Annotated in this window: 17 protein-coding genes and 1 pseudogene; all 18 read left to right on the top strand. The window is 45.5% G+C overall.

Going from position 1 to position 20,757, the window contains the following annotated elements; all coding sequences use genetic code 11:
* Nucleotides 1–49 precede the first annotated feature (49 nt).
* The 18 genes and pseudogenes from Q9R46_RS18670 (at nt 50) to Q9R46_RS18580 (ending at nt 20,434) form a co-directional block, all read left to right on the top strand.
* The gene (locus Q9R46_RS18670) at nt 50–931 is read left to right on the top strand and encodes a carbohydrate ABC transporter permease (protein ID WP_145333647.1); all 882 of its coding nucleotides are present in this window, start codon (nt 50–52) and stop codon (nt 929–931) included.
* Nucleotides 932–968: 37 nt separating this feature from the next.
* Complete coding sequence (locus tag Q9R46_RS18665) at nt 969–1,850, top strand: carbohydrate ABC transporter permease (RefSeq protein ID WP_260984721.1); 882 nt, start codon at nt 969–971, stop codon at nt 1,848–1,850.
* Nucleotides 1,851–2,125: 275 nt separating this feature from the next.
* Nucleotides 2,126–3,535 (top strand): MATE family efflux transporter, encoded by a 1,410-nt coding sequence (locus tag Q9R46_RS18660; protein WP_311281267.1) that lies wholly within the window; start codon nt 2,126–2,128, stop codon nt 3,533–3,535.
* A gap of 149 nt (nt 3,536–3,684) precedes the next feature.
* Nucleotides 3,685–4,563: a helix-turn-helix transcriptional regulator gene (locus Q9R46_RS18655; RefSeq protein ID WP_311281287.1), complete on the top strand. Its 879-nt coding sequence runs from the start codon at nt 3,685–3,687 to the stop codon at nt 4,561–4,563.
* A 305-nt stretch (nt 4,564–4,868) separates the two neighbouring features.
* On the top strand, nt 4,869–5,774 hold the full coding sequence (locus Q9R46_RS18650) for an Rpn family recombination-promoting nuclease/putative transposase (protein ID WP_311281266.1): 906 nt from the start codon (nt 4,869–4,871) through the stop codon (nt 5,772–5,774).
* A gap of 275 nt (nt 5,775–6,049) precedes the next feature.
* The gene (locus Q9R46_RS18645) at nt 6,050–6,763 is read left to right on the top strand and encodes a response regulator transcription factor (RefSeq protein ID WP_311281265.1); all 714 of its coding nucleotides are present in this window, start codon (nt 6,050–6,052) and stop codon (nt 6,761–6,763) included.
* Nucleotides 6,760–8,235, top strand: coding sequence for a sensor histidine kinase (locus Q9R46_RS18640; RefSeq protein ID WP_311281264.1), 1,476 nt, complete (start codon nt 6,760–6,762; stop codon nt 8,233–8,235). The genes Q9R46_RS18645 and Q9R46_RS18640 overlap by 4 nt, the downstream gene beginning before the upstream one ends.
* Before the next feature lie 110 nt (nt 8,236–8,345).
* Nucleotides 8,346–9,455, top strand: a complete 1,110-nt coding sequence (locus tag Q9R46_RS18635) for a TolB family protein (protein ID WP_311281263.1) — start codon at nt 8,346–8,348, stop codon at nt 9,453–9,455.
* A 255-nt stretch (nt 9,456–9,710) separates the two neighbouring features.
* On the top strand, nt 9,711–10,598 hold the full coding sequence (gene trhO / locus Q9R46_RS18630) for an oxygen-dependent tRNA uridine(34) hydroxylase TrhO (protein WP_311281286.1): 888 nt from the start codon (nt 9,711–9,713) through the stop codon (nt 10,596–10,598).
* A gap of 21 nt (nt 10,599–10,619) precedes the next feature.
* On the top strand, nt 10,620–11,258 hold the full coding sequence (locus Q9R46_RS18625; RefSeq protein WP_145333640.1) for a helix-turn-helix transcriptional regulator: 639 nt from the start codon (nt 10,620–10,622) through the stop codon (nt 11,256–11,258).
* A gap of 227 nt (nt 11,259–11,485) precedes the next feature.
* Complete coding sequence (locus tag Q9R46_RS18620; RefSeq protein WP_311281262.1) at nt 11,486–12,544, top strand: fibronectin type III domain-containing protein; 1,059 nt, start codon at nt 11,486–11,488, stop codon at nt 12,542–12,544.
* Nucleotides 12,545–12,564: 20 nt separating this feature from the next.
* Nucleotides 12,565–17,376 (top strand): RHS repeat domain-containing protein, encoded by a 4,812-nt coding sequence (locus tag Q9R46_RS18615; RefSeq protein ID WP_311281261.1) that lies wholly within the window; start codon nt 12,565–12,567, stop codon nt 17,374–17,376.
* Between the two features lie 16 nt (nt 17,377–17,392).
* Nucleotides 17,393–17,782, top strand: a complete 390-nt coding sequence (locus Q9R46_RS18610; protein ID WP_311281260.1) for a hypothetical protein — start codon at nt 17,393–17,395, stop codon at nt 17,780–17,782.
* 208 nt (nt 17,783–17,990) lie between these two features.
* On the top strand, nt 17,991–18,254 hold the full coding sequence (locus Q9R46_RS18605; RefSeq protein WP_311281259.1) for a CPCC family cysteine-rich protein: 264 nt from the start codon (nt 17,991–17,993) through the stop codon (nt 18,252–18,254).
* Nucleotides 18,255–18,555: 301 nt separating this feature from the next.
* Nucleotides 18,556–18,936: an RHS repeat-associated core domain-containing protein gene (locus Q9R46_RS18595; RefSeq protein WP_311281288.1), complete on the top strand. Its 381-nt coding sequence runs from the start codon at nt 18,556–18,558 to the stop codon at nt 18,934–18,936.
* Complete coding sequence (locus tag Q9R46_RS18590; RefSeq protein WP_311281285.1) at nt 18,876–19,013, top strand: RHS repeat-associated core domain-containing protein; 138 nt, start codon at nt 18,876–18,878, stop codon at nt 19,011–19,013. The genes Q9R46_RS18595 and Q9R46_RS18590 overlap by 61 nt, the downstream gene beginning before the upstream one ends.
* Nucleotides 18,980–19,265 (top strand): annotated as a pseudogene (locus Q9R46_RS18585) (group II intron reverse transcriptase/maturase); the annotation flags it as partial. The gene Q9R46_RS18590 and the pseudogene Q9R46_RS18585, both read left to right, overlap by 34 nt.
* A 266-nt stretch (nt 19,266–19,531) precedes the next feature.
* Nucleotides 19,532–20,434: an Rpn family recombination-promoting nuclease/putative transposase gene (locus tag Q9R46_RS18580; protein ID WP_311281257.1), complete on the top strand. Its 903-nt coding sequence runs from the start codon at nt 19,532–19,534 to the stop codon at nt 20,432–20,434.
* The last annotated feature ends 323 nt before the right edge of the window (nt 20,435–20,757 follow it).

Genomic DNA, 20,757 nt, shown 5'->3' with positions numbered 1-20,757 from the left:
GACACGTACACCATATGAATGTTTGAACGCTTGAAGGGAGGATTACGTCTTGGACAAAGTCATGTCGAACCGTCTGGTGGCTGCGCTGTACGTGCTTCCTGCGCTGCTTCTGCTCCTGGTTCTGGTCTACATCCCCATTGTACTTACGGGTTATTACGGTTTGATGCAATGGGATGGAATTGGGGCAATGACGTTTATAGGTTTGGATAACTACGCCAGATTGCTTCAGGACAGTACGTTCTGGCAGAGTGCGAATCATACCTTTTTATTAGCCTTGTTCTCTGCGCTGAGTCTCATCGGTTATCTGATGATTGCATTGGTGCTGTCAGGCAAGATCAAAGGCGCGAATCTGTTTCGCAAAATATATCTGATTCCGATGCTGTTGTCTTCCGTTGCGATCGCTCAGTTATGGCTGAAAATCTACCACCCCAGCAACGGTGTGCTGAACAGCTTTCTGGAAGCCATCGGATTTAGCAATCCGCCAGCCTGGCTGGCGGAGCCATCCCTGGTGCTGTATGCACTGTTCGTGCCGATTCTGTGGCAGTATGCAGGTTTTTATATTTTGATTTACTATGCGGCACTCAAAAATATCCCGGAATCACTTATTGAGGCCGCGCGGATAGACGGAGCAAACCCATGGCAGATTGCTTTCCGGATCAAGCTGCCACTCATTACCGAAGTGATCAAAGTGACCGTGGTGCTCGCCGTGGTCGGATCACTTAAATATTTTGACCTGATCTATGTCATGACAGATGGCGGTCCGAATGGCGCAAGTGAAGTCATGGCCTCCTACATGTATCGTCAGGCATTTCGCAGTTTTGACTTTGGATACGGCAGTGCGGTAGGTTTCTTCCTGCTTCTCATCTGTCTGGTTGTGACGTGGTTACTGCGTAAGGCAACGGCATCCAAAGACACAATTCAATATTCCTGACGCTTACTTATAATGAAAGGAGGTCATTCCGTTGAAGATGGAACCGGCTGTTCGGTTGCCTGTGGGCCCGGAGACAGGTCATAGCCCGGTATGGACGAGAAGGCTTGGATACGTCCTGTTATACGTGCTTCTGTCTCTGGTGGCTTTGCTTCAGATTTTGCCTTTAGTGTGGTTGCTGTTATTTTCACTTAAAAATAATCAGGAAGTATTCGACATGGCTCCTTTTGCGCTCCCGGCTACGCCGCGTTGGGAGAACTATGTTAAGGTATGGACGGAAGGCAATATCAGCTTATATTTTTTCAACAGTGTATGGATTACGGTCGTTTCCGTGGTGTTCACGGTGCTGTTTGCAAGTCTTGTCACCTTTGCGATCACACGCATGCGCTGGAAGGGACGTTCATTGGTGCTGGGACTGTTCATGGTGGGTCTGATGATCCCGGTGCATTCCACGCTGATTCCGCTGTTCAGCCTGTTCTTGAAGTTAAATCTCACCGATCATCCGTTATCGGTCATTCTCTCTTACATTGCATTTAATATGCCGATTACGATTATGATTCTGCTGGGATTCTATTACGCGCTTCCAAGAGAGGTAGAAGAGGCAGCGGTGATGGATGGCTGCTCGGTGAACCGCATCTTCTTCCGCATCGTACTGCCGATGACGGCTTCGGTCATTGCGACAACAGCGATCATTAACATGATCTATGACTGGAACGAATTTATTTTCGTGAACACCTTTATCAGTTCGGATGCGTATAAAACGCTGACGGTCGGGGTGCAGAACTTTATCGGGCAATACACAACCGATTGGGGTGCCATTGGGGCTACGCTGATGATCAGCATTTTGCCGATTCTGATTGCGTTCCTGGTGCTGAGTGAACGAATTGTCGAAGGGATCGCTGCGGGTTCGGTTAAAGGATAATTGCTTGTCCGTGCTTCCGCTGATTTTAAACGTAAGAGAATATAGCCCTCCCACTAATCGCTCAACATGCGTACTGGGAGGGTTTTGTTATGTCCTGGGGGCATTATTGAGCATCATTCAAAAGGAGTAGCCAGACGGGTTTCATGAAAGCGTCAAAATACCTATTACTGGAATTTTCAAAATATTTTCAATTATTTTCGCAAAACTACTGCATTTTCAAACCACCTGTGCTAACATACCCTATGAAATCAAGCCCACGTTGGAAAGGTGAGAAAATGACAGCAATATCCTCCACCAAAGAGTCCCTCCGTTCAGATGCCAAGGATTTGAAGCTGATTCGGCTGACCTGGCCTATATTCCTGGAACTCTTCTTGTTTATGTTGATGGGGAGCGTAGATACGCTCATGCTTAGTTCGGTTTCGGATAATGCCGTCTCCGGAGTGGGCGCAGCCAACCAGATTATCTCGATTGCGATTCTTGTACTTGAAGTCATTGGACATGGGGCCGCTATCGTTGTAGCCCAATATATCGGTTCGAAAAAGCTGACAGAAGCAGCACAGGTTACAGGCAATGCCATTACGCTTAACCTGGCGGTCGGGTTGTTCCTGAGTGTGATCTTCCTGGTGTTTGGCGGACATTTGCTGTCGCTTTTAAATATACAAGGTGAAATTTACGATTATGCTCGTTCCTATATCAGCATTGTCGGGGGCGGGATTTTCCTGCAGGCTCTCATTAATGCGTTGGCGGCAACGATTCGTACACATGGTTATACCAAGGAAACGATGTATGTTTCCGTGTTTATGAACGTCATTCACGTCATTGGTAACTATGCTTTGATCTTTGGTCATTTCGGATTGCCGAAGCTGGGTGTGGAAGGGGCTGCGATCTCGACGGTAGGCAGCCGTTTCATCTGCTTGCTGATCTTCTTCTGGCTCTTGTATCGTGTGAGTGAGGTCCGTGTCGATTTTGAATATTACATTAAATTGTCCAAAAATTTTATTGGCAAAATTCTGCGCATCGGTATTCCGTCCGCGATGGAATCGATGGTGTATCACTCCTGCCAGCTCGTATTCACGCTGTATGTGACCTATTTGGGTGCGGAAGCGATGGCAACCAAGCAATATGCAGGTAATATTTCAAGTTATATTTATCTGTTCAGTATGGCGATCGGCATGGGAACGTCCATCATTGTCGGCCGGCTTGTCGGTGCTCGGCGCAAGGACGATGCGTATAAACGTGTATTCGACAGTGTAAAATGGGCGCTTCTGGCTACCGTTGCGATTGACGTGATCATTATCATTTTCCGCGTGCCATTGATGAGTATCTTTACGGAAAATCCGGAGATTATCAGGCTGGGAGCACAGGTATTGTTACTCAGTCTGGTGCTTGAAACGGGGCGTACGTGTAATATCGTTATCATTGGTTCCCTGCGTGCGGCAGGTGATGCGAAGTTCCCGGTATACATGGGGCTGATCTCCATGGTGTGCATGAGTCTGCCTCTTGGCTATCTGCTCGTGTTCCAGTTGAATCTGGGACTGGCAGGTGTATGGCTTGCTATTGCGGCAGACGAATGGACACGTGCGGTCATTATGTACTTCCGCTGGAAGAGCCGTGCCTGGGAGAAGCATGAGCTGGTAGAGCATGATGAAGAAGAGGCTGGTGCACAGCCGGCTCCGGCAGTCTAAATACGCGAAGAGTCAGTCAAGGACAGAGTTGTCCTTGGCCTGGCTCTTCTTTTTTTATTTTTCCGCAAAAATGATCAAAACGGCTCCTTCGTGAACGCGTATAGTAAGGATATGGAAGGGGGCATCTTCAATTGAGTCGATATCAGGAGATGATTCAGGACAGCCTGTTCTATATCGAGAACCATCTGCATGAAGAGATTGGACTGGAAGACGTGGCTTCCAAGGCGGCATTATCGCCTTATCATTATCACCGGGTTTTTCGGGATGAGGTGGGGATGACGGTGGTTGATTACATTCGGCATCGGCGAATGAGCCTCGCGTCTACCGCACTTCGTTCGACGGAAGCAGGGATATTAGACATTTCACTTGCCTGCGGATTTGAAAGTCAGGAAGCGTTTACTCGGGCTTTTCGCAAAATGTATGGCATGCCGCCTGGGCGGTTTCGCAAATTATTTGATCTGAAACTATTCACTGGTAAAACCAGAGGAGGAGAAATAGAGATGAATACGACAACGGCAATCAAAGGTTGGATGTTAACAGGGAGTCACCCGCAAAACTATGAGATGGGTATTGATCCTGCCGAGGTACATCAAGGCAAGGCCTCGGGGTATTTGAAGGCTGTGACGCCCATGGAACCGAATGAATTTGCTACGATGATGCAGCAGTTCCGGGCAGACAAGTATGTAGGCAAGCGGATGAAGTTGACCGGTTTTGTCAAAACGGATCGTGTAGAAGCATTCTGCGGACTATGGATGCGTGTGGATAATCAAGTGCACGATGTGCTGCAGTTTGATAACATGCATGACCGGCCGATCACGGGTACACAGCCATGGAATCAGTACAGCATTGTGCTGGATGTACCGGCAGAGAGTGCAGTGATCTCGTTTGGAGTGATTTTGAACGGGAAAGGCAAGGTTTGGGTCGATAGCTTCCGCTTCGAAGAAGTGGACTTGAACACACCTGTGACACATATGGAGACGGAATATGAGATGTCGGACGAGCCGTTAAATTTGTCGTTTGAGGAATGAATAATCAAATGATGCTATATAAGTTGAGCTGTTCATTTACACGTTAACGGAGAGGACAGAAAAAAACTGAAAAAGCGGAGCGGTCGCCTGAAAGCTTTCTGCAAGAAAGCTACATCGGAAGCATACGCTGTTCCCCGGATTTTCCCCCTTGGAGAAGGGAATCGAAAAAATCTGGGGATAACAGAGATTAGAAGGTTGTTCTGTCATCGGAGTGGATTGTGTAAATACTTTAGTTCATTATTTTTAAACGGAAGGAGGGATGGGAATTATGGTATAATGCTGGTGAAGAATGGAGCTGATGATGTGTGGCGGAACTGCTTGATCCACGGGTAGATTTTGTGTTCAAACGCATTTTTGGAAGTGAGCAAAATAAAGATGTTTTGTTGGCTTTTCTGAACAGCACGTTTATTGAAACTGGCGAGGCTCCCTTAACGGAGATTACGGTTATTAACACGTACACGGATAAAGATAGTCCAGAGGACAAACAGTCCATTCTGGATATTAAGGCGAAGACGGTCGAAGGCAAGCTCATTAATATTGAGATGCAGCTGTTCAACCCGTACCATATGGAGAAGCGCACACTGTTCTACTGGAGTGAGATGTACTTCCACCAGATTAAAAAGGGTGAGAACTACAACCTGCTTAAAAAGTGTGTGACCATTAACATTTTGAACTATTCCTGTTTGGATAACGAACGTTACCACAATGTGTTTCATTTGCGGGAAGACCACACAGGGATTAGCCTGACGGATGACATTGAAATCCATGTGATGGAGTTAACGAAGCTGGAGCAACACCCTATTCCACTGGAAAAGGGCGGACTTGTGAATTGGCTGTTATTTCTGAAAGGGATCGACACATCAAACTGGGAGGTGCTGGCGATGAATGAGCCAATGTTGAAGAAGGCCATGGATACGCTGGAGTTTCTGAGTCATGATGCCGCTACCCGTATGGCGTATGATGCTCGGATGAAGGCCCTGAGCGATGAGAAGTCGATGATTGAGGGGGCGCGGGCCGAAGGGGCGGCTAAAGGTAGGTTGGAAGGTTTACGAGAAGGTAAACAGGATGGCTTACGGGAAGGTAAACAGGTAGGCTTACGGGAGGGCAAGCAAGAGATGGCTCGTGAGTTGTTGGGGCTCGGTGTGGACATGTCCACTATCGTGAAGGCCTCGGGCCTTTCCGAAGAGGAAATCCGAAAATTGCTGCCTTAGCAATAGGTACCAACAAAAATGATTAGCGTGTAAATACTATCAGTGAATTTCACAATGGTTACACTCAACATATAATAGAGAAAGAAATTTTGAGCCAGTCCATCGGTGGAATGGCTCTCTTTGCCGTCTTTGGGGTATAAAAGAAGAAGAGCAACGTACCTACTGCGAGGTATCCATAGGGTAATGAAAACGACCAAAGTTTCATGGCGTAATGATTGCGATCTTGTTAACATAAACGCATAAACCAATGACACAGTTAAAAGAGGATGAATCCGATGAATAGAAAAGTGCTTGTGGTGGATGATGAATCCAGCATCGTCAGTGCCATTTCGTACGCACTGCGGCGTGAAGGATATGAAGTAGAGACAGCTAGTGATGGCGAAGAGGCTTTGGAAAAGGTGGCTTTGTTCCATCCCCAGGTAATGATCCTGGATGTGATGATGCCTAAACTGGACGGATATGGCGTGTGTCGCCGGTTAGAAGACCGAGAGGATATCGGCATTATTTTGCTCACTGTGAAGAATGAACTTGTGGATAAAATTGTAGGTCTTGAAATGGGCGCAGATGATTATATGACCAAACCGTTCGAAATCCGTGAATTGCTCGCCCGCGTGAAGGCACTGATGCGTCGGGTGGAGAAGAGCAGTGCGCCACCGCAGGACGACTCTAAGAGCCAAGCGATTGTCAACGGAACACTGCGTATTCATGTTGCTCATCGCACCGTGACGGTGGGTGAAGAGAAGCTGGATTTAACGCCCAAGGAGTTCGACCTGCTGACCATCCTGTTGTCCAATCCGGAACGAGTGTACACACGGGATGATTTGCTGGATCGGGTGTGGGGCATGGAGTACGCAGGTGGGACACGGACGGTTGACATTCATATCCAGCGTTTGCGCAAAAAAATCGGGGATACCGATCAGCAAATGTTGCAGACGGTATACGGGATTGGGTACAAGGCAGTTGCTCCTGAAGCAGGCGGAGCGGTATGAGAGTCAGCATCAAGCTGAAGTTCAGTGTGTTTCTGGCTGCGTTGCTCATCCTCACCGTGGTTGTACTTAGTTCTCTTGTGCTGCGAGGTATTGAGCTTAATCAGCAATCACAGGTGGAGCGTACTCTCGCGCAACAGACGCGTCTCATTAATCTGAATGTACGCCAGGCGTATTATACGGAGGCGATTCGCCAGGAACCGGAACAGTTCTTGCAGCAAAATGGACGTAGATTGGCGCAAGCTCTCTCTGACTCAACAGGTCTGCCAGTTGCACTATATGACATGAGTGGCAAACAAGTGGGAGCTTCTTTTGCGCCCAGTGAGAATGAACTCGTTCAGGAGACTCTGAATTATGTACTGAAGAATAAAATTGCCTATCACGAACAAGGGGAGACGTTGCTCTATGCTGCCCCGCTTGACGGCCCGGAGGGACAGATTGGTGCCATCTGGATTCAATATTCCGTACAGAGTTATCAGGATTTCTATGCCCGGATTCAACAATTATTCCTATGGGCAGGCATCACGGTGGTTGCGCTTAGTTTCATTCTAGGGTATATGTTCTACAACCGTTTTGCTGTAGCGATTACCCGGTTGAAGAAATCAGCGTCCTCCATTCAAGAAGGGAACTATATTACCGAATCTCCGGTCAAACGTAAGGACGAACTAGGCGATTTGGGACAAGGGATTTATTATATGAGCACCTCCATTCAGCAAAACATCGAAGCCATGCATGCCGAGCAACAGAAACTGCAGCTGGCGATTGAGAAACTGCAGGCTCTGGAGCAACAGCAGAAACAATATATCGGCAACATCAGTCATGAGTTCAAGACACCACTGACGTCCATCAAGGCATATGTGGAGCTCTTAAACATGTACAAGGATGATCCCCAACTGCTGGACGATGCGACGAATAATATCGGGAAAGAAACCGAACGATTATACGAAATGGTAGAGAAGGTGCTGCATCTGTCTGCGCTCGAAAAGTATGATTTCGAGAATCAAGCGGAGGATGTGGAGATCGGTGCATTGCTGGAGGATGCTTGCGGACGAATGCGAGGTAAGGTCGAAAAGTTCGGATTGAACATGGAGCTCGATCTGGAGCCTGCCGTCATTCACAGTGACCGGGAGAGTCTGATGCATATTTTCATTAACCTGCTGGACAATGCGATCAAATATAACGTTCCTGGAGGCATCATTCGAGTGGAGAATGAGCGGCGTATAGAGGAACATCAGGCGGTCATTCGCATCTATAACTCAGGTACGCCGATCCCTGAAGAGGCACGGGAGAAGATTTTTGAACCTTTTTACACCGTTAATAAGGACAGAGCTCGCAAAACAGGCGGAACCGGACTTGGTCTATCCCTCGTAAAGCAGTTTGTTGAGAAGCAGGGGGGAACGATTACATTATTGCCGAGCGATCAGGAGCATCAAGAAGGCGTGACATTTCAACTCGTATTCCCACTTGTAAATTGAGATAAAGATATAGATGCAAGTTTACAAGTTGGAAACAAGTCTGAATAACTTTGGAAGTATGCCGGCTTTATGATGGGTGTATAGCATAAGTAACCGAGGGGGATCACCACATGATGAAATGGATGAAAGCGACATTTGGAGCGCTGGGGGTAGCTGCATTATTGACCACGGTTGCGTGTGGAAGCACCACAGAGCCGGCTGGCAATACACAAGGTGCAAAAACAGACACAGACATTATCGTAAAAGATAATACGAACACGTCCGTCTACCAGAATTTTAAACTTGAAAAGATAGATAAACTGCCTAATATGCGCGGGATCGCTTGGTTGAGCGAGAGCTCGATCGTGACGGATAAAGAAAACACGTCCATGAAACCAGTTAGTGTAGAGGGTGAGGAACGGTATCCGCATAACCTGTACATGTATGATCTGACGAAAGGCGCGGATACACCGCTTATAGAGAGCGAGGTTAGCCTGGGAGCACCGCAGGTATCACCGGATGGACAGCATCTGTTCTACTGGCAGACGGAGGAAGCGACAGGCTGGCCTTTCATTCTGAACCTGAAGAGCGGAGAATCGGTTGCTGCGGGTAAAGAGGATGGATTCATTCAGGAAGGTGCCTGGCTGGATAATGAACATATCGTTTTTTCCAATATGAAAGGAGATCTGATCTCGGCTGCACTGGACGGCACCACGAAAGTATTGGTAGAGACGGGCAACTTTAACGTGCGCAGTATCAAGGTGTCGGGCAACATGATCTACTACATTACGGGAGAGGACGGTCAACTGAACACCTATGATGCGAAGACGGGCGAAGTCAAACAGGTACTCAAAAGCGTGGAGTGGGTTATCCCTTCGAACGACGGAACAAGGCTTGCGATTGTAAAAAGAACAGCGGATACCAAACGGGCGCTGGTGCTCACCGATCTGGAAGGCAATGAGAAGGCCACACTCGCCAGAGGCACGCAGATTTTTGGCACAAGCTGGTCGGGTGACGACTCCAAGATCGCTTACACGATTAATTCCGATAAGGATAACGAAAAAGGATTGTTTGTTTCCAACACGGAATCGGCAGAGCAATTCCAGATCTCCGCAGAGATGGACAATGTGGCTGATTCGTTAGCCTGGAGCCCGCAGGGGAACAAAATTTTGCTGTCCCAATCCGTGATGGAGAATGAAAAATATCACTTTGTGACCTCGATCATTACGATTTCGGAATAGTTGCCAATTCAAAGTATAGTGGCGGCGTGGAAGGCGTGTTCCATATCTTTCATGCCTTTCTATACATTTATATTGACTAAGTCCTTGCGCTTCCGATAAACTAGTATGCAGGAATATAAAGTCGAATGGTTAGACAGCAGTTCGAGACGATGTTTCGGGCGGCTGTTTCTTTTCTTTTTCTGCAAGTCAGGGTGCAATGTAGGTGGCTCGCCGGAGGAACCGGCCAACAACATGGAAGAGGAACAGGTGATATACATGTGTAACAGCGCGTATCGCGTGCTTTTATATTATAAGTTCGTGAAGATTGAAGACCCCGAGACGTTTACGCAGGAGCATCTGCAATACTGCAAAGACCTAGGGGTGAAAGGCCGTATTCTGATTGCTTCCGAAGGCATCAACGGCACAGTATCAGGAACGCCAGAGCAGACAGAGCAATATATGAAGGACATGCATGCCAATCCGCTGTTCAAGGATATGGTGTTTAAGATTGATGATGTGCAAGAGCATGCGTTCAAAAAAATCTTTGTGCGTCACAAAGCAGAACTGGTGACTTTCCGCGTAGACGATGAACTTGATCCGAATGAGATTAGCGGTAAACGCCTCTCACCGAAGGAATTCCACGAGCATTTGCAACGGGATGACGTTATCGTCATTGATGGACGCAATGATTATGAGTATGAGATCGGTCATTTCCGCGGTGCGATCCGCCCGGATGTCGAATCATTCCGTGAATTCCCCGAGTGGATTCGCGAGAATCTCGGTGATATGAAGGACAAAACGATCATTACGTACTGCACAGGCGGTATCCGCTGTGAGAAGCTGACTGGATTTATGATCAAGGAAGGTTTCCAGGATGTTGCCCAACTGGAAGGCGGAATTGTGACCTACGGGAAAGATCCCGAAGTACAGGGACGTCTGTTTGATGGCAAATGTTATGTATTTGACGAGCGGATTTCCGTACCGATCAACCGTACCGATGAGGATATTGTTATCGCCAGCTGTTATCACTGTGGTACGACACATGACCGATATATTAATTGTCCGACCTGCAACCTGCAGCATGTCTGCTGTGAGGATTGCGAAGAGACGCATAACCGCTTTTGCTCGGATGCTTGCCGGGAGGCAGCGCCCGTACAGGCATAAGCAGGAGAGCAGGTGCTGAACATGAAGCGTGAAGAAGAACGTACAACGCGTGAACGGATTCTGTTCATGCTGAAGCAGCAAGGAACGATGACGGCTCGTGAAATCACGGCGGAGCTAGGGCTGACCGGAATGGCGATTCGTCGCCATCTGACAGCACTGGAGCAGGAAGGCTGGATCGAGGTGCGTGAGGCTCGTGCAACAGCAGGGCGTCCCTCCTCGGTATATCATCTGACGGATCGCGGAGACAATTATTTCCCGAAGTCGTACTCTTCTCTAACGCTGGAACTGCTCGATGAACTGTCTGATACGGCAGGCAGTGGAGTGGTGGACGCCCTATTTGAAGGTCGCCGTGACAAGTTGCTTCGCAGCGGCTTGCCGCAGATGGAGGGACATGACCTTGCCGGACGTGTCGAGGAACTGGCGCGAATCCAGAATGCCAACGGGTATATGGCTGATGCATCTATCGAAGAGGATGGTACGTATGTCATTACCGAACTGAACTGCCCGATCGTGCAGGTTGCGAGTGTGTACAAGCAGGCTTGTCGTTGTGAGCTGGAGTTATTTCGTTCCCTATTGCAAGCGGACGTCGAGCGCACCGAATGTTACGCCGATGGCGGCAAGAAGTGCAAGTACCAGATTCGTGAGGTATCGGGGAAATAATGGGAAAGAAAATGTTTTTTTAATGAATATAGTCTATTTGGATGTATAAATAGTAAAAGAATAAGAGATGGTTTCGATGTTTTATCGAGACGATCTCTTTTTTGTTGTTAAAAAATGACGTATAAACGTTATTTTTGGAGTCGATTTGGAAATTTTTATATAAAAAGTATCTTATATTGAATATAATGTTGTTTAAGTTCTTATTTTGGAAAATTTGGAGGGGGATTATGAGAGGAATATCTAGAAAAGTAAGTATTGTTGTTGTCACAGCTGCGGGAGTATTGGCTCTGATGATTGGGACAAATTTCATAGCTAAAGGTGCAGAGGCTGATAACATCAACGTGGAGACTAACCAAAATAATTCATCTAACAATGGTGTTTATTTGCCAGGTAAGTCTTCTATAACGCTTTCTACACCGGAAGAGTTGGAGGTCGAATCAGTAACAGGCAGATCCGTATCCTTGAAGTGGAAGTTGATGGAGGGATTCACGCCAACAGTTACTTATGAAGTTTATGAGTCTGGCAATCTGGTCGCTGAAACGAAGACTCCTTTCTATTATGCCGAGGATCTTGTCGCTGGAAGAAAATATGATTTCGGTATTCGTGCGAGACAGGGAGATCGGGTATCTGAACCCACCAAAACAACTCAAGTGACCACATATGGGGAAATAGTGCGGAATGGGAACTTTCTTGAGTTGGAAGAGGACATGAGCGGGGTTAAGTTTTGGCATACGGATCAAGACTTGGCGAAAAGCTCTTTAAAAAGGGTTAACTCTTCCGTTGAAGGAGAATCTGATGTTTTGAGCATACATCTTAGCGGCTCCACGCGTGGTAAAACGGTAATCCTTTCTCAAGACGCTCGTGTCGAAGGAAAACAATTTTACATAGGGTCTGGGAAGGCTCGGGTCGATTCTGCAACTTATACCGGGAAATTGAATTGGGAGCTTCAATTTCTGGACAAGTCTGGTGATGTGTTGATGGAATCTGAATGGACAGACCGGGTGACAGGAGAGACTCCCGATGGTACAGCTACTGTTCGTGTGCGGCTTGTTATGGAAGAAAAGCGGGATGAAGAACCGATGACGATTTACGTTGAACCTGTAAGTGTATCTATTGAACCAGAGATACATGAAACTGCTAAGCTGGACTCCCGAGCGACCAGTCCGGTAACATATCGATATCAGTATGATGTGAACGGACGTCTTACGCTTGTTGAAATGGATCAAGGCGCCATTCAGTACCACTATGATGCCAAGGGGAACCTGATCGAAAAAATAAAAAAATAATAATATGACGAGGAGAACATATGAAGAAATCTCTCAGATTGAAAAAGTGTACGGGTGTAATCGTAGCACTCGTGATGATGGTTTCAATGTTTACAGGTACCCTGCAGCCTTTGGGAATTCCTGTAGCCGTAGCTGAACATCATTCTGATGTGGAAAATAGCTCTTTCCCAGTTGAATTCGAGTCTGCAATTCCTTCGGAAGATCTGATAACGATTAGTTCCGTTGCGGAGTTATATGATGTGGAGAGTGACTGGATTGTATCGGAAATGGGGAAAGGATTCAGTCTAAGCGATATCTACCAGGGTTTGGAAGCGAAGCGTGCCGGAAGCAACTATCAAGAATTTATGGATAAGAAGTATCCTGATCGAAAGCTTACCCCGTATGAAATTCATGAGCAGGAAATGGCATTATTAGAGCAACAATTAAACAAAGATCAGAAAAAACAAATGCAACAGAATTCGCTCTCACCTTCTTCTTCAATGATGGCAGCTCAATCAAGAGGATATGATGAGGTAGCCATTCAGCGGGCCAAATTAAAATATGATCAAGCCCCATATAGCATTGGTGATTCAACGGGCGGTATATCCATGACGGACTCCTCACTCACCTTACGAGTAACTGACCTGGTCTTGCCTGGCTCAAACGGATTGGACTTTGCTCTTACCCGTGTGTACAACAGTACGGCAGGCAAGGACGACATCTATTTTGCCGAAGGTGAGGGCGGGATTTACGGGAATCAGAAACGAATATCCATAGATGATGAACGTTTTCTATTGGGTAAAGGCTGGTCCTGGGATATTTCATATTACAATGTTAATGAGAAACGTCTTCATATTGCAGGATTAGGCTCATTTATGCGCTCGGATCGAACGGGTAACGGACTTGAAGGAATGCCGTATCCGTATATCGGATTCGCAGAAACTTCATCTCCACCTGGAGGTAACACAGAGATCCGGTATGTTCTAGAAAATTTTGAAGAGGACACTCGTCAATATTTTGATGGATTTGGTAACCTTGTTGAGATTCGCGACGGAGTGGGGAATCGGATTGTTTTGACCTATAGTTATATGGGGAGATATGGCTATCCGGTCCTTCAGACGGTCATGACGGTTACGGCAGACGACCAGCATCGAAATTATATGACTTTGGATTATCAGGATAGCAGCAATACGGTGCGTGCTTCTATTGGAAATCGTTCTGTGACGTACAAGAAAACGAAGCTACCTTATACAACGAATGGCACGAACAGAGATGTGTTAAGCGAGGTTATTGATCCGCTGGGACGAGCAACCAAATATACGTATACCCAGTACTCGCGGCTTCCCTTCAATTTATTTGAATCTTATAAAGACTTTACAGGTACGTTGCGTATGCTCTATTGGGGATGGCAAGATTGGATTTTCTTGTCCGCCATCGAACATCCAAATAAGGCTATTACGCAATACAGTACAGGCATGTATCAGATCTACACTGGAAAGTATGCAGTGGAGACCATAGTTACCTATTCCGGCATGACCCATTCATACAGTTCGCCTACAGCTTCTGAATCCAGAACAAGGACCTCATTTGTAGATACTTCATACTATAACAAGAATTCATACGGCCAAGACGTTACGTACAATGCTTTCGGGGTTGAAGGTGCTCTAGAAACAAAATATACATTCAAACGAAAATATTGGGGTGACAATTCACCTGATACGTACTACTTGCTGAGTAAAGCCATAAAGCCAGCAGATAGCTCTGCTTCCGAGAAGGTCAGTACGTATACCTATGATGAGTCCAAACGATTCCCGACACCCATTACGTTGAATGAATACAGTTTTGGTGAATCGGGGCTACTGATCGGGAAACCAACAAGACAGACGCTGGATTCGTTCGGACTGGTATCGTCCATAACGGATGCAAATGGTGCAACGACGACGATTACCAACGATGTTGTTTCCATCAACAACCGTATTGCACCAACCCGAATCGTACAGCCGCTTAATGCGAATGACAGCTTGATTACAACATATACCTATGACCTGAACAAAGGGTACTTACTGACAAAGGTCTCTAAGAATAAAGCAGGGGTTCTTCTTGAACAGATCAATTATGAATATGATGTGAATGGAAATCCGATTAAAGTAACCATTAAAGGAAATGGAAAAGATACGGTTGTTCGGCAAACATTCAGTCCATCATCCAAAACCTTCTTTCTAACAGGTCAGTCGGTTCAAGTTACGGATCACACTGGACAATCACACACTCAAACTGCACAGGCGGTCTACGATCCGCTTAGTGGCGTACAGCAATCATATACAGATGGGAATATGAACACCACCTCGTTCACTTATGATGCACTTGGACGTATGACGTCAGAGAAATATCCGGATGGAACGCAGACTAAGGTAACATATAATGATGCGTTGAATCAGGTAACCGTAACTGACCCTACCGGTGTCATGAGTAGTAAAATCTATTCACCTATCGGAGAGTTAAACTCAGAAGTGAATGTTCGGGGTTCGACGTTATATCGCTATGATTCGTATGGAAGATTGATAAGAAAGCTCGACTATAACAACGGCAGTGTCTCCTATCAATATGACCCTTGGAGCCGGGTGTCCTTAGAGGTATTTGGCATAGGGGCGAATCGATATCAATATGATGATGTGAACCGGGTAAAATCCATTACGGATGGATCAGGTAATACGGTTAGAGAGAGCTATGATCTTTTTGATAGACTCACCAGTAAAGAAGAGGTAAAAGCATCAGGCAACGTGACTTTGATGAAATCGGCCTATGATTTTGCAGGGAACCTCATCTCCTCCACGGATGCCAATCAGAACAGCACGACGTACACCTATGACGCATTGAATCGATTGTTATCCGTTAAGGACTCGCTTGGGCAAACGACGAGTTATGCATACAACCTGTCGGGCCACATGACTTCGTTGCAATATGCCGATGGTCAGCGGATGGTATACGAGCATGATGAGTTAGGCCGATTGATCAAACAGACTGATCCGCTAGGCCAACAGGAGTGGTTTACGTATGACAACGCAGATCAACTGACAGTGTACCGGGATCGTATGGGACAAGAGCAGACGTATGTGTATAACAATCGAGGTTTTGAAGTCCAACACATAACCTCAGATGAGACAGTAACATATGCTTACGATGCCGCAGGAAGACGAACAGCGATGACCGATGGGACTGGAACGACAGGTTACGCCTATGATGCCAATGGCGATCTTGCTACATTGACGTATCCCGATGGGTCCGCCTTGACTTACGCTTATGAAGAACGAGGTTTGCGGACGAGTCAACAATTTGGCTCAGGCAACTACCAGTTAGGTGTAGAGCAGAGTTACCTTGTTCCGTTGCCACAGGTATCCAGTCTAAAAGTGAAGGGCACGGGCAATACCGAACTAGGCTCGTATACGTACAGTTACCGGAGTAACAAGAGCTTGTCTCAGTTCAAAACAAGTAACGGATTGCAACAGAATTACACCTATAGCGGGTTTGATATGACGGGGCTTACGCAGACTCGTAATGAAAATGTATTTGGTAACTATGGGTACAGTTTCGATAACAATCGAAATATCGTATCCAAGACCGACAATGCAGAGGCTTCTCTCTACACCTACGATGCACTGAATCGATTGAAGTCCTCGAGTGTATTTAACGAGAGCTATACGTATGATGCGCGTAGCAATCGTAAAGAAATGACAAGTGAACGTCAACCGGATCTGGATCAGGCCAAGTACAGATATGACGGGCGGAATCGTCTGATCGAAGTCGACACAGAGAAAGGCAAGGTACAGTATCGCTATAACGGTGACGGCCTATTGTATGAGAGAACAGGTCAAGGAGGAGCAACAACCCGATACTACTATGACGATCGTCAATTGCTGGTGGCAGAAGGCACGGTAGGATCAAACAACCAGGTGTCCATCACAGCAGGTTACGTGTATGACGCTAGCGGGGAACTTCAGGCACGACATATCCCTGGGGATAGTGGTCTGCAAACCTATTGGAAGAACGGCCACGGCGATGTGACCGAGCTGAAAAATGCCGCAGGTGATACGCTGAACCGATATACCTACGATGTGTGGGGCAATCCGCGAGTGCTCGAAGAGCAAACACCGAATGTGCTCCGCTATGCGGGAGAATACTGGGATGAGGAAACAGGGCTGCAATATCTACGATCCCGCTGGTATGACCCGAATCTGGGACGTTTTATCAACGAAGATACCTATGAAGGGGATAAAGTAGAACCGAGTAGCCTGAATCTGTACACGTATGTGGAAAATAACCCATTGATCTACACCGATCCTAGCGGAGAGGCCAAACGAGGAGAGAAAAACGCCTTGGAAGGCTTGGGCTCAGGAAGCGGTAGCGCCAGTGGCAGTGCCGGTATGGGCCGATCCTCTGGAGGAGGCCTCGGCGGAGGCGGAGGAGCAAAGGGTGGCAGCGCGGGGAGTAAGCCTAAGCCATCGACTTCCACGAGTGGACAGGCGAGTCAAGGAACTGTTAAAGCCGTCAACGTTTCTGAATCCAAAATGTATCAACTTGGTGATCACTTTAATAAACACGGGAGAGGGATGGGATATGAATCTAAAAAAGCATATGATACAGCAGCTAAAGAGTTCGCTACAAAAAATCAGTCCAACTCTAAATCTAGTATTGTTGAAGGAACTTGGAATGGTTCGGGCTCATTAAATGGAACAACTCAACGTGCAATAACTTACGATGGAAGGACAGTTATTCTAGATACTAAAACAGGACAAGTAATCGATTTCTTTATAGGTATAGAATACAAAGGTATAAATATAGTAAAGTTACAATAAATGGGGTGTACAAACTGTGTATGGGGAAATTATCAATGGTAAGAGTGTTGGAAATTACCAGCTCGGGTGTACGATTCAAGAATTAAAAGGGAAAATTTCTGAAGACTACACGGAGGAGTCTCTGGCCAATCATTACACTATAAATACAAAAAATATAAAATTTTGGATATCTAAAGAAAAAAATATAGTGACTCAAATAATGGTTTTTGGTTCATATAACGGTAAATTTAAAGATTCTATTGGAATAGGGAATACTATTTCCGACTTAAGGAAAATTGGAATTAAATACTCTAAAGAAGATTACATCTACACGCTACCTGATTATTCTGGCATTTGTTTTGAACTTGAGGATATAGATGATTGGGATGAGTATAACGCACCAATTGAATCAATATCAATTTTCTAATAGTGTGAATCCATAAGCCTAAAATTTTACTCACATTAGCTCTAAAAGATTATTTCTTTAGAGCTTTTTTGATTCACTTACGAACTGAAAGTGCCGATTACAGCAAGTTACTCTCACCATAAAAGTGATTTTGGTAGCACTACCGAGATCTCAATATCTAAATAGAGCAAATTAAATTATATGCTCCCAGATGAGGAGAAGTCATTGTATGAAGAGATTGCAGTGTCCGTGTTGTTATAATTTTACTATTGAAGCCGAGGAAGAAGTAATCGTAGATATTTGTGATGTTTGTTTTTGGCAGTTTGACAGTGTAGCTCATTCTAATCCCCAAATAAATATAGGTGCAAACCATATTACATTGAACCAAGCCAGAGAAAATTATAAAAAATTTGGTGTGTGTAAGCCTCAATTTAAGAATATGGTGAGAAAGCCATTACAAGAAGAGCTTCCGGAGAATAATTCTTTGGAGTAGTTAACTGTGGGTTATTACAAAAAAAGTATATAAAATAATCTTAATCAGTTACATTAGACGATAGTTTTATTTAAGCTGGAGTTTACCTTGATTAGCAATTTGCTATTCAGGGTCTTTTTTTAAGATATCTTTTTGAAACAAGTGAACGTCAGGCCAAGTACAGATATGACGGGCGGAATCGTCTGATCGAAGTCGACACAGAAGAAGGCAAGGTGCAGTATCGCTACAACGGTGACGGCCTATTGTATGAGAGAATAGGTCAAGGAGGAGCAACAACCCGATATTATATGACGATCATCAGTTGCTGGTGGCAGAAGGCACAGTAGGATCAAACAACCAAGTGTCCATCACAGCAGGTTACGTGTATGACGCTAGCGGGGAACTTCAAGCACGACATGTTCCTGGGGATAGCGGTCTGCAAACCTATTGGAAGAACGGACATGGTGATGTGAACGAGCTGAGAAATGCCGCAGGTGACACGCTGAACTGGTACACCTACGATGTGTGGGGTAATCCACGAGTGGTAGAAGAGCATACGCCGAATGTGCTCCGCTATGCGGGAGAATACTGGGATGAGGAAACAGGGCTGCAATATCTGCGATCCCGCTGGTTGACCCGAATCTGGGACGTTTTATCAACGAAGATACCTATGAAGGGGATAAAACAGAACCGAGCAGCCTGAATCTGTACACGTATGTGGGAAATAACCCGTTGATCTACACCGATCACGAGAAGGAACGCCGCAAGGTGGTCCTTTGAGTCCGTTATGATCTAACATTGTACTTGACGAATATCTACGTGAAAACATCAAGAGCAGGGGAGTGAGTCAAGACATCCGTCACCCGGTTCATCGAGACAGGACTAAAACTAAAGGTGAACCAAGTAAAGAGTGCGGTAGACCGCCCATGGAAACGAAATTTTCTTGGATTTAGTTGGAGTGTAGACCATGAACCCAAGGTAAGAATTGCAAAGGAGTCGCTGCGTAAAGTGAAGGCAAGAATTCGGGAGATGGACAGATACAACTCACTACGGAATATTTCATGAACCGCCGTATACTGAACGGTACGTAGGGTGGTGTGAGAGGTTGGGGGCTCACCGCCCCCTCCTACTCGATTATTAATAGTGACGTTTTTGCGAGTTATTGAAACGTAATTACGTTTAATTGTTGGGCTGAACATGCTATAATTGAACTCACATCCAGTGCATTCTACATCTCTATATCTGTTAGGAAAGTAGCGGATATATACTGTTAAATTTGCGCATAGGAGCGAATAGTGATGAAAGAACTTCTTGATCCCAAGAATGATTATGTGTTCAAGCGTATTTTTGGAAGTGAAGATAATAAAGATGTACTTCTAGCCTTCCTTAATCAAACATTCAAGAATGCAGGGGAGTCTTTGTTAACGGAAATTATTTTACTAAATCCATACACGGATAAGAATACTCCGAGAGAGAAACAGTCCATACTGGATATTCATGCCAAAACGGATGAAGGTAAACTAATTAATGTGGAAATGCAGTTATTTAACCAGTATGATCTAGAAAAAAGAACTTTGTTTTATTGGGGGAAGCAATTCTCTGGACAATTGCTTGAAGGACAGCGTTATAATGAACTTAAGAAATGTGTAACTATTAATATCATTAATTTCAGTATGCTCCCTAATGATCAGTATCATAATGTATTTCATTTAAGAGAAGATCATACCAATATACCTTTGACAGATGATTTAGAAATTCATTTTATGGAAATTCCTAAATTGAACGATAATAATATTAAGATGGATGACGGGTTAGTTCGCTGGTTATTGTTTTTGAGGGGGATAACTGAATCTAGCTGGGAGGCGTTTATGATGCATGAATTGGAACCTGCTTTGAAAAAGGCCATGACTGTGCTCGAGTTTTTAAGTCAAGATGAACAAGCACGTCAGGAATACGAGGCGCGGCAAAAATTTCTGCGAGATGAGGCCTCAATGATTGCAGGAGCAAGAGAAGAAGGACTAAAAAAAGGCCTTGAGGAAGGACTTAAAGAAGGACTCAAAGAAGGACTTAAAGAAGGTGAGGCTGAGAGTAAACGCAAGATTGCGCAAAATATGCTGGCTCTTGGCCTTGATGAAGAGATCATTATTAAAGCGACAGGGCTAAGCTCCACTGAACTGAAAACCATCCAACAACACAAATAAACTCAGAATGTTACTGTTCTTAAATTCCTAAATAGCTAAGGCAATTCGTAGATTTTGCGAGTTGCCTTTTTTGATCCCGTGTAAAGTAACCTGTCATACCTTTTCGCCAAATGAAATTGGAAGCGGTTCAACCATTGACGGAAGCCGGGATGCCCTTTAATATTAGGAAAACAATAAAAGAGCAACACGGCATGGACCTCAGTCGCATGCCCAAAGTCTAGATTTGTCTGCTTTTGTCGATCAAAGCAACAATGCGTTGAAGCGTTTGTTTTGTCCCGCTCTATCGTATCCGATGGGATACAAGATGGAGTGTAACCGGAAGA

This window comes from Paenibacillus sp. RRE4 (assembly GCF_031844205.1).
Taxonomy (GTDB): Bacteria; Bacillota; Bacilli; order Paenibacillales; family Paenibacillaceae; genus Paenibacillus; species Paenibacillus xylanexedens_B.
This window is presented reverse-complemented; position numbering and strand designations above follow the sequence as displayed.

Bases quoted from the DNA above. Each gene is read 5' to 3' on its own strand.
- Q9R46_RS18665 (WP_260984721.1), top strand. From the start codon at position 969: ATGGAACCGGCTGTTCGGTTGCCTGTGGGCCCGGAGACAGGTCATAGC.
- Q9R46_RS18660 (WP_311281267.1), top strand. From the start codon at position 2,126: ATGACAGCAATATCCTCCACCAAAGAGTCCCTCCGTTCAGATGCCAAG.
- Q9R46_RS18655 (WP_311281287.1), top strand. From the start codon at position 3,685: ATGATTCAGGACAGCCTGTTCTATATCGAGAACCATCTGCATGAAGAG.
- Q9R46_RS18645 (WP_311281265.1), top strand. From the start codon at position 6,050: ATGAATAGAAAAGTGCTTGTGGTGGATGATGAATCCAGCATCGTCAGT.
- Q9R46_RS18640 (WP_311281264.1), top strand. From the start codon at position 6,760: ATGAGAGTCAGCATCAAGCTGAAGTTCAGTGTGTTTCTGGCTGCGTTG.
- Q9R46_RS18635 (WP_311281263.1), top strand. From the start codon at position 8,346: ATGATGAAATGGATGAAAGCGACATTTGGAGCGCTGGGGGTAGCTGCA.
- trhO (WP_311281286.1), top strand. From the start codon at position 9,711: ATGTGTAACAGCGCGTATCGCGTGCTTTTATATTATAAGTTCGTGAAG.
- Q9R46_RS18625 (WP_145333640.1), top strand. From the start codon at position 10,620: ATGAAGCGTGAAGAAGAACGTACAACGCGTGAACGGATTCTGTTCATG.
- Q9R46_RS18620 (WP_311281262.1), top strand. From the start codon at position 11,486: ATGAGAGGAATATCTAGAAAAGTAAGTATTGTTGTTGTCACAGCTGCG.
- Q9R46_RS18615 (WP_311281261.1), top strand. From the start codon at position 12,565: ATGAAGAAATCTCTCAGATTGAAAAAGTGTACGGGTGTAATCGTAGCA.
- Q9R46_RS18605 (WP_311281259.1), top strand. From the start codon at position 17,991: ATGAAGAGATTGCAGTGTCCGTGTTGTTATAATTTTACTATTGAAGCC.
- Q9R46_RS18580 (WP_311281257.1), top strand. From the start codon at position 19,532: ATGAAAGAACTTCTTGATCCCAAGAATGATTATGTGTTCAAGCGTATT.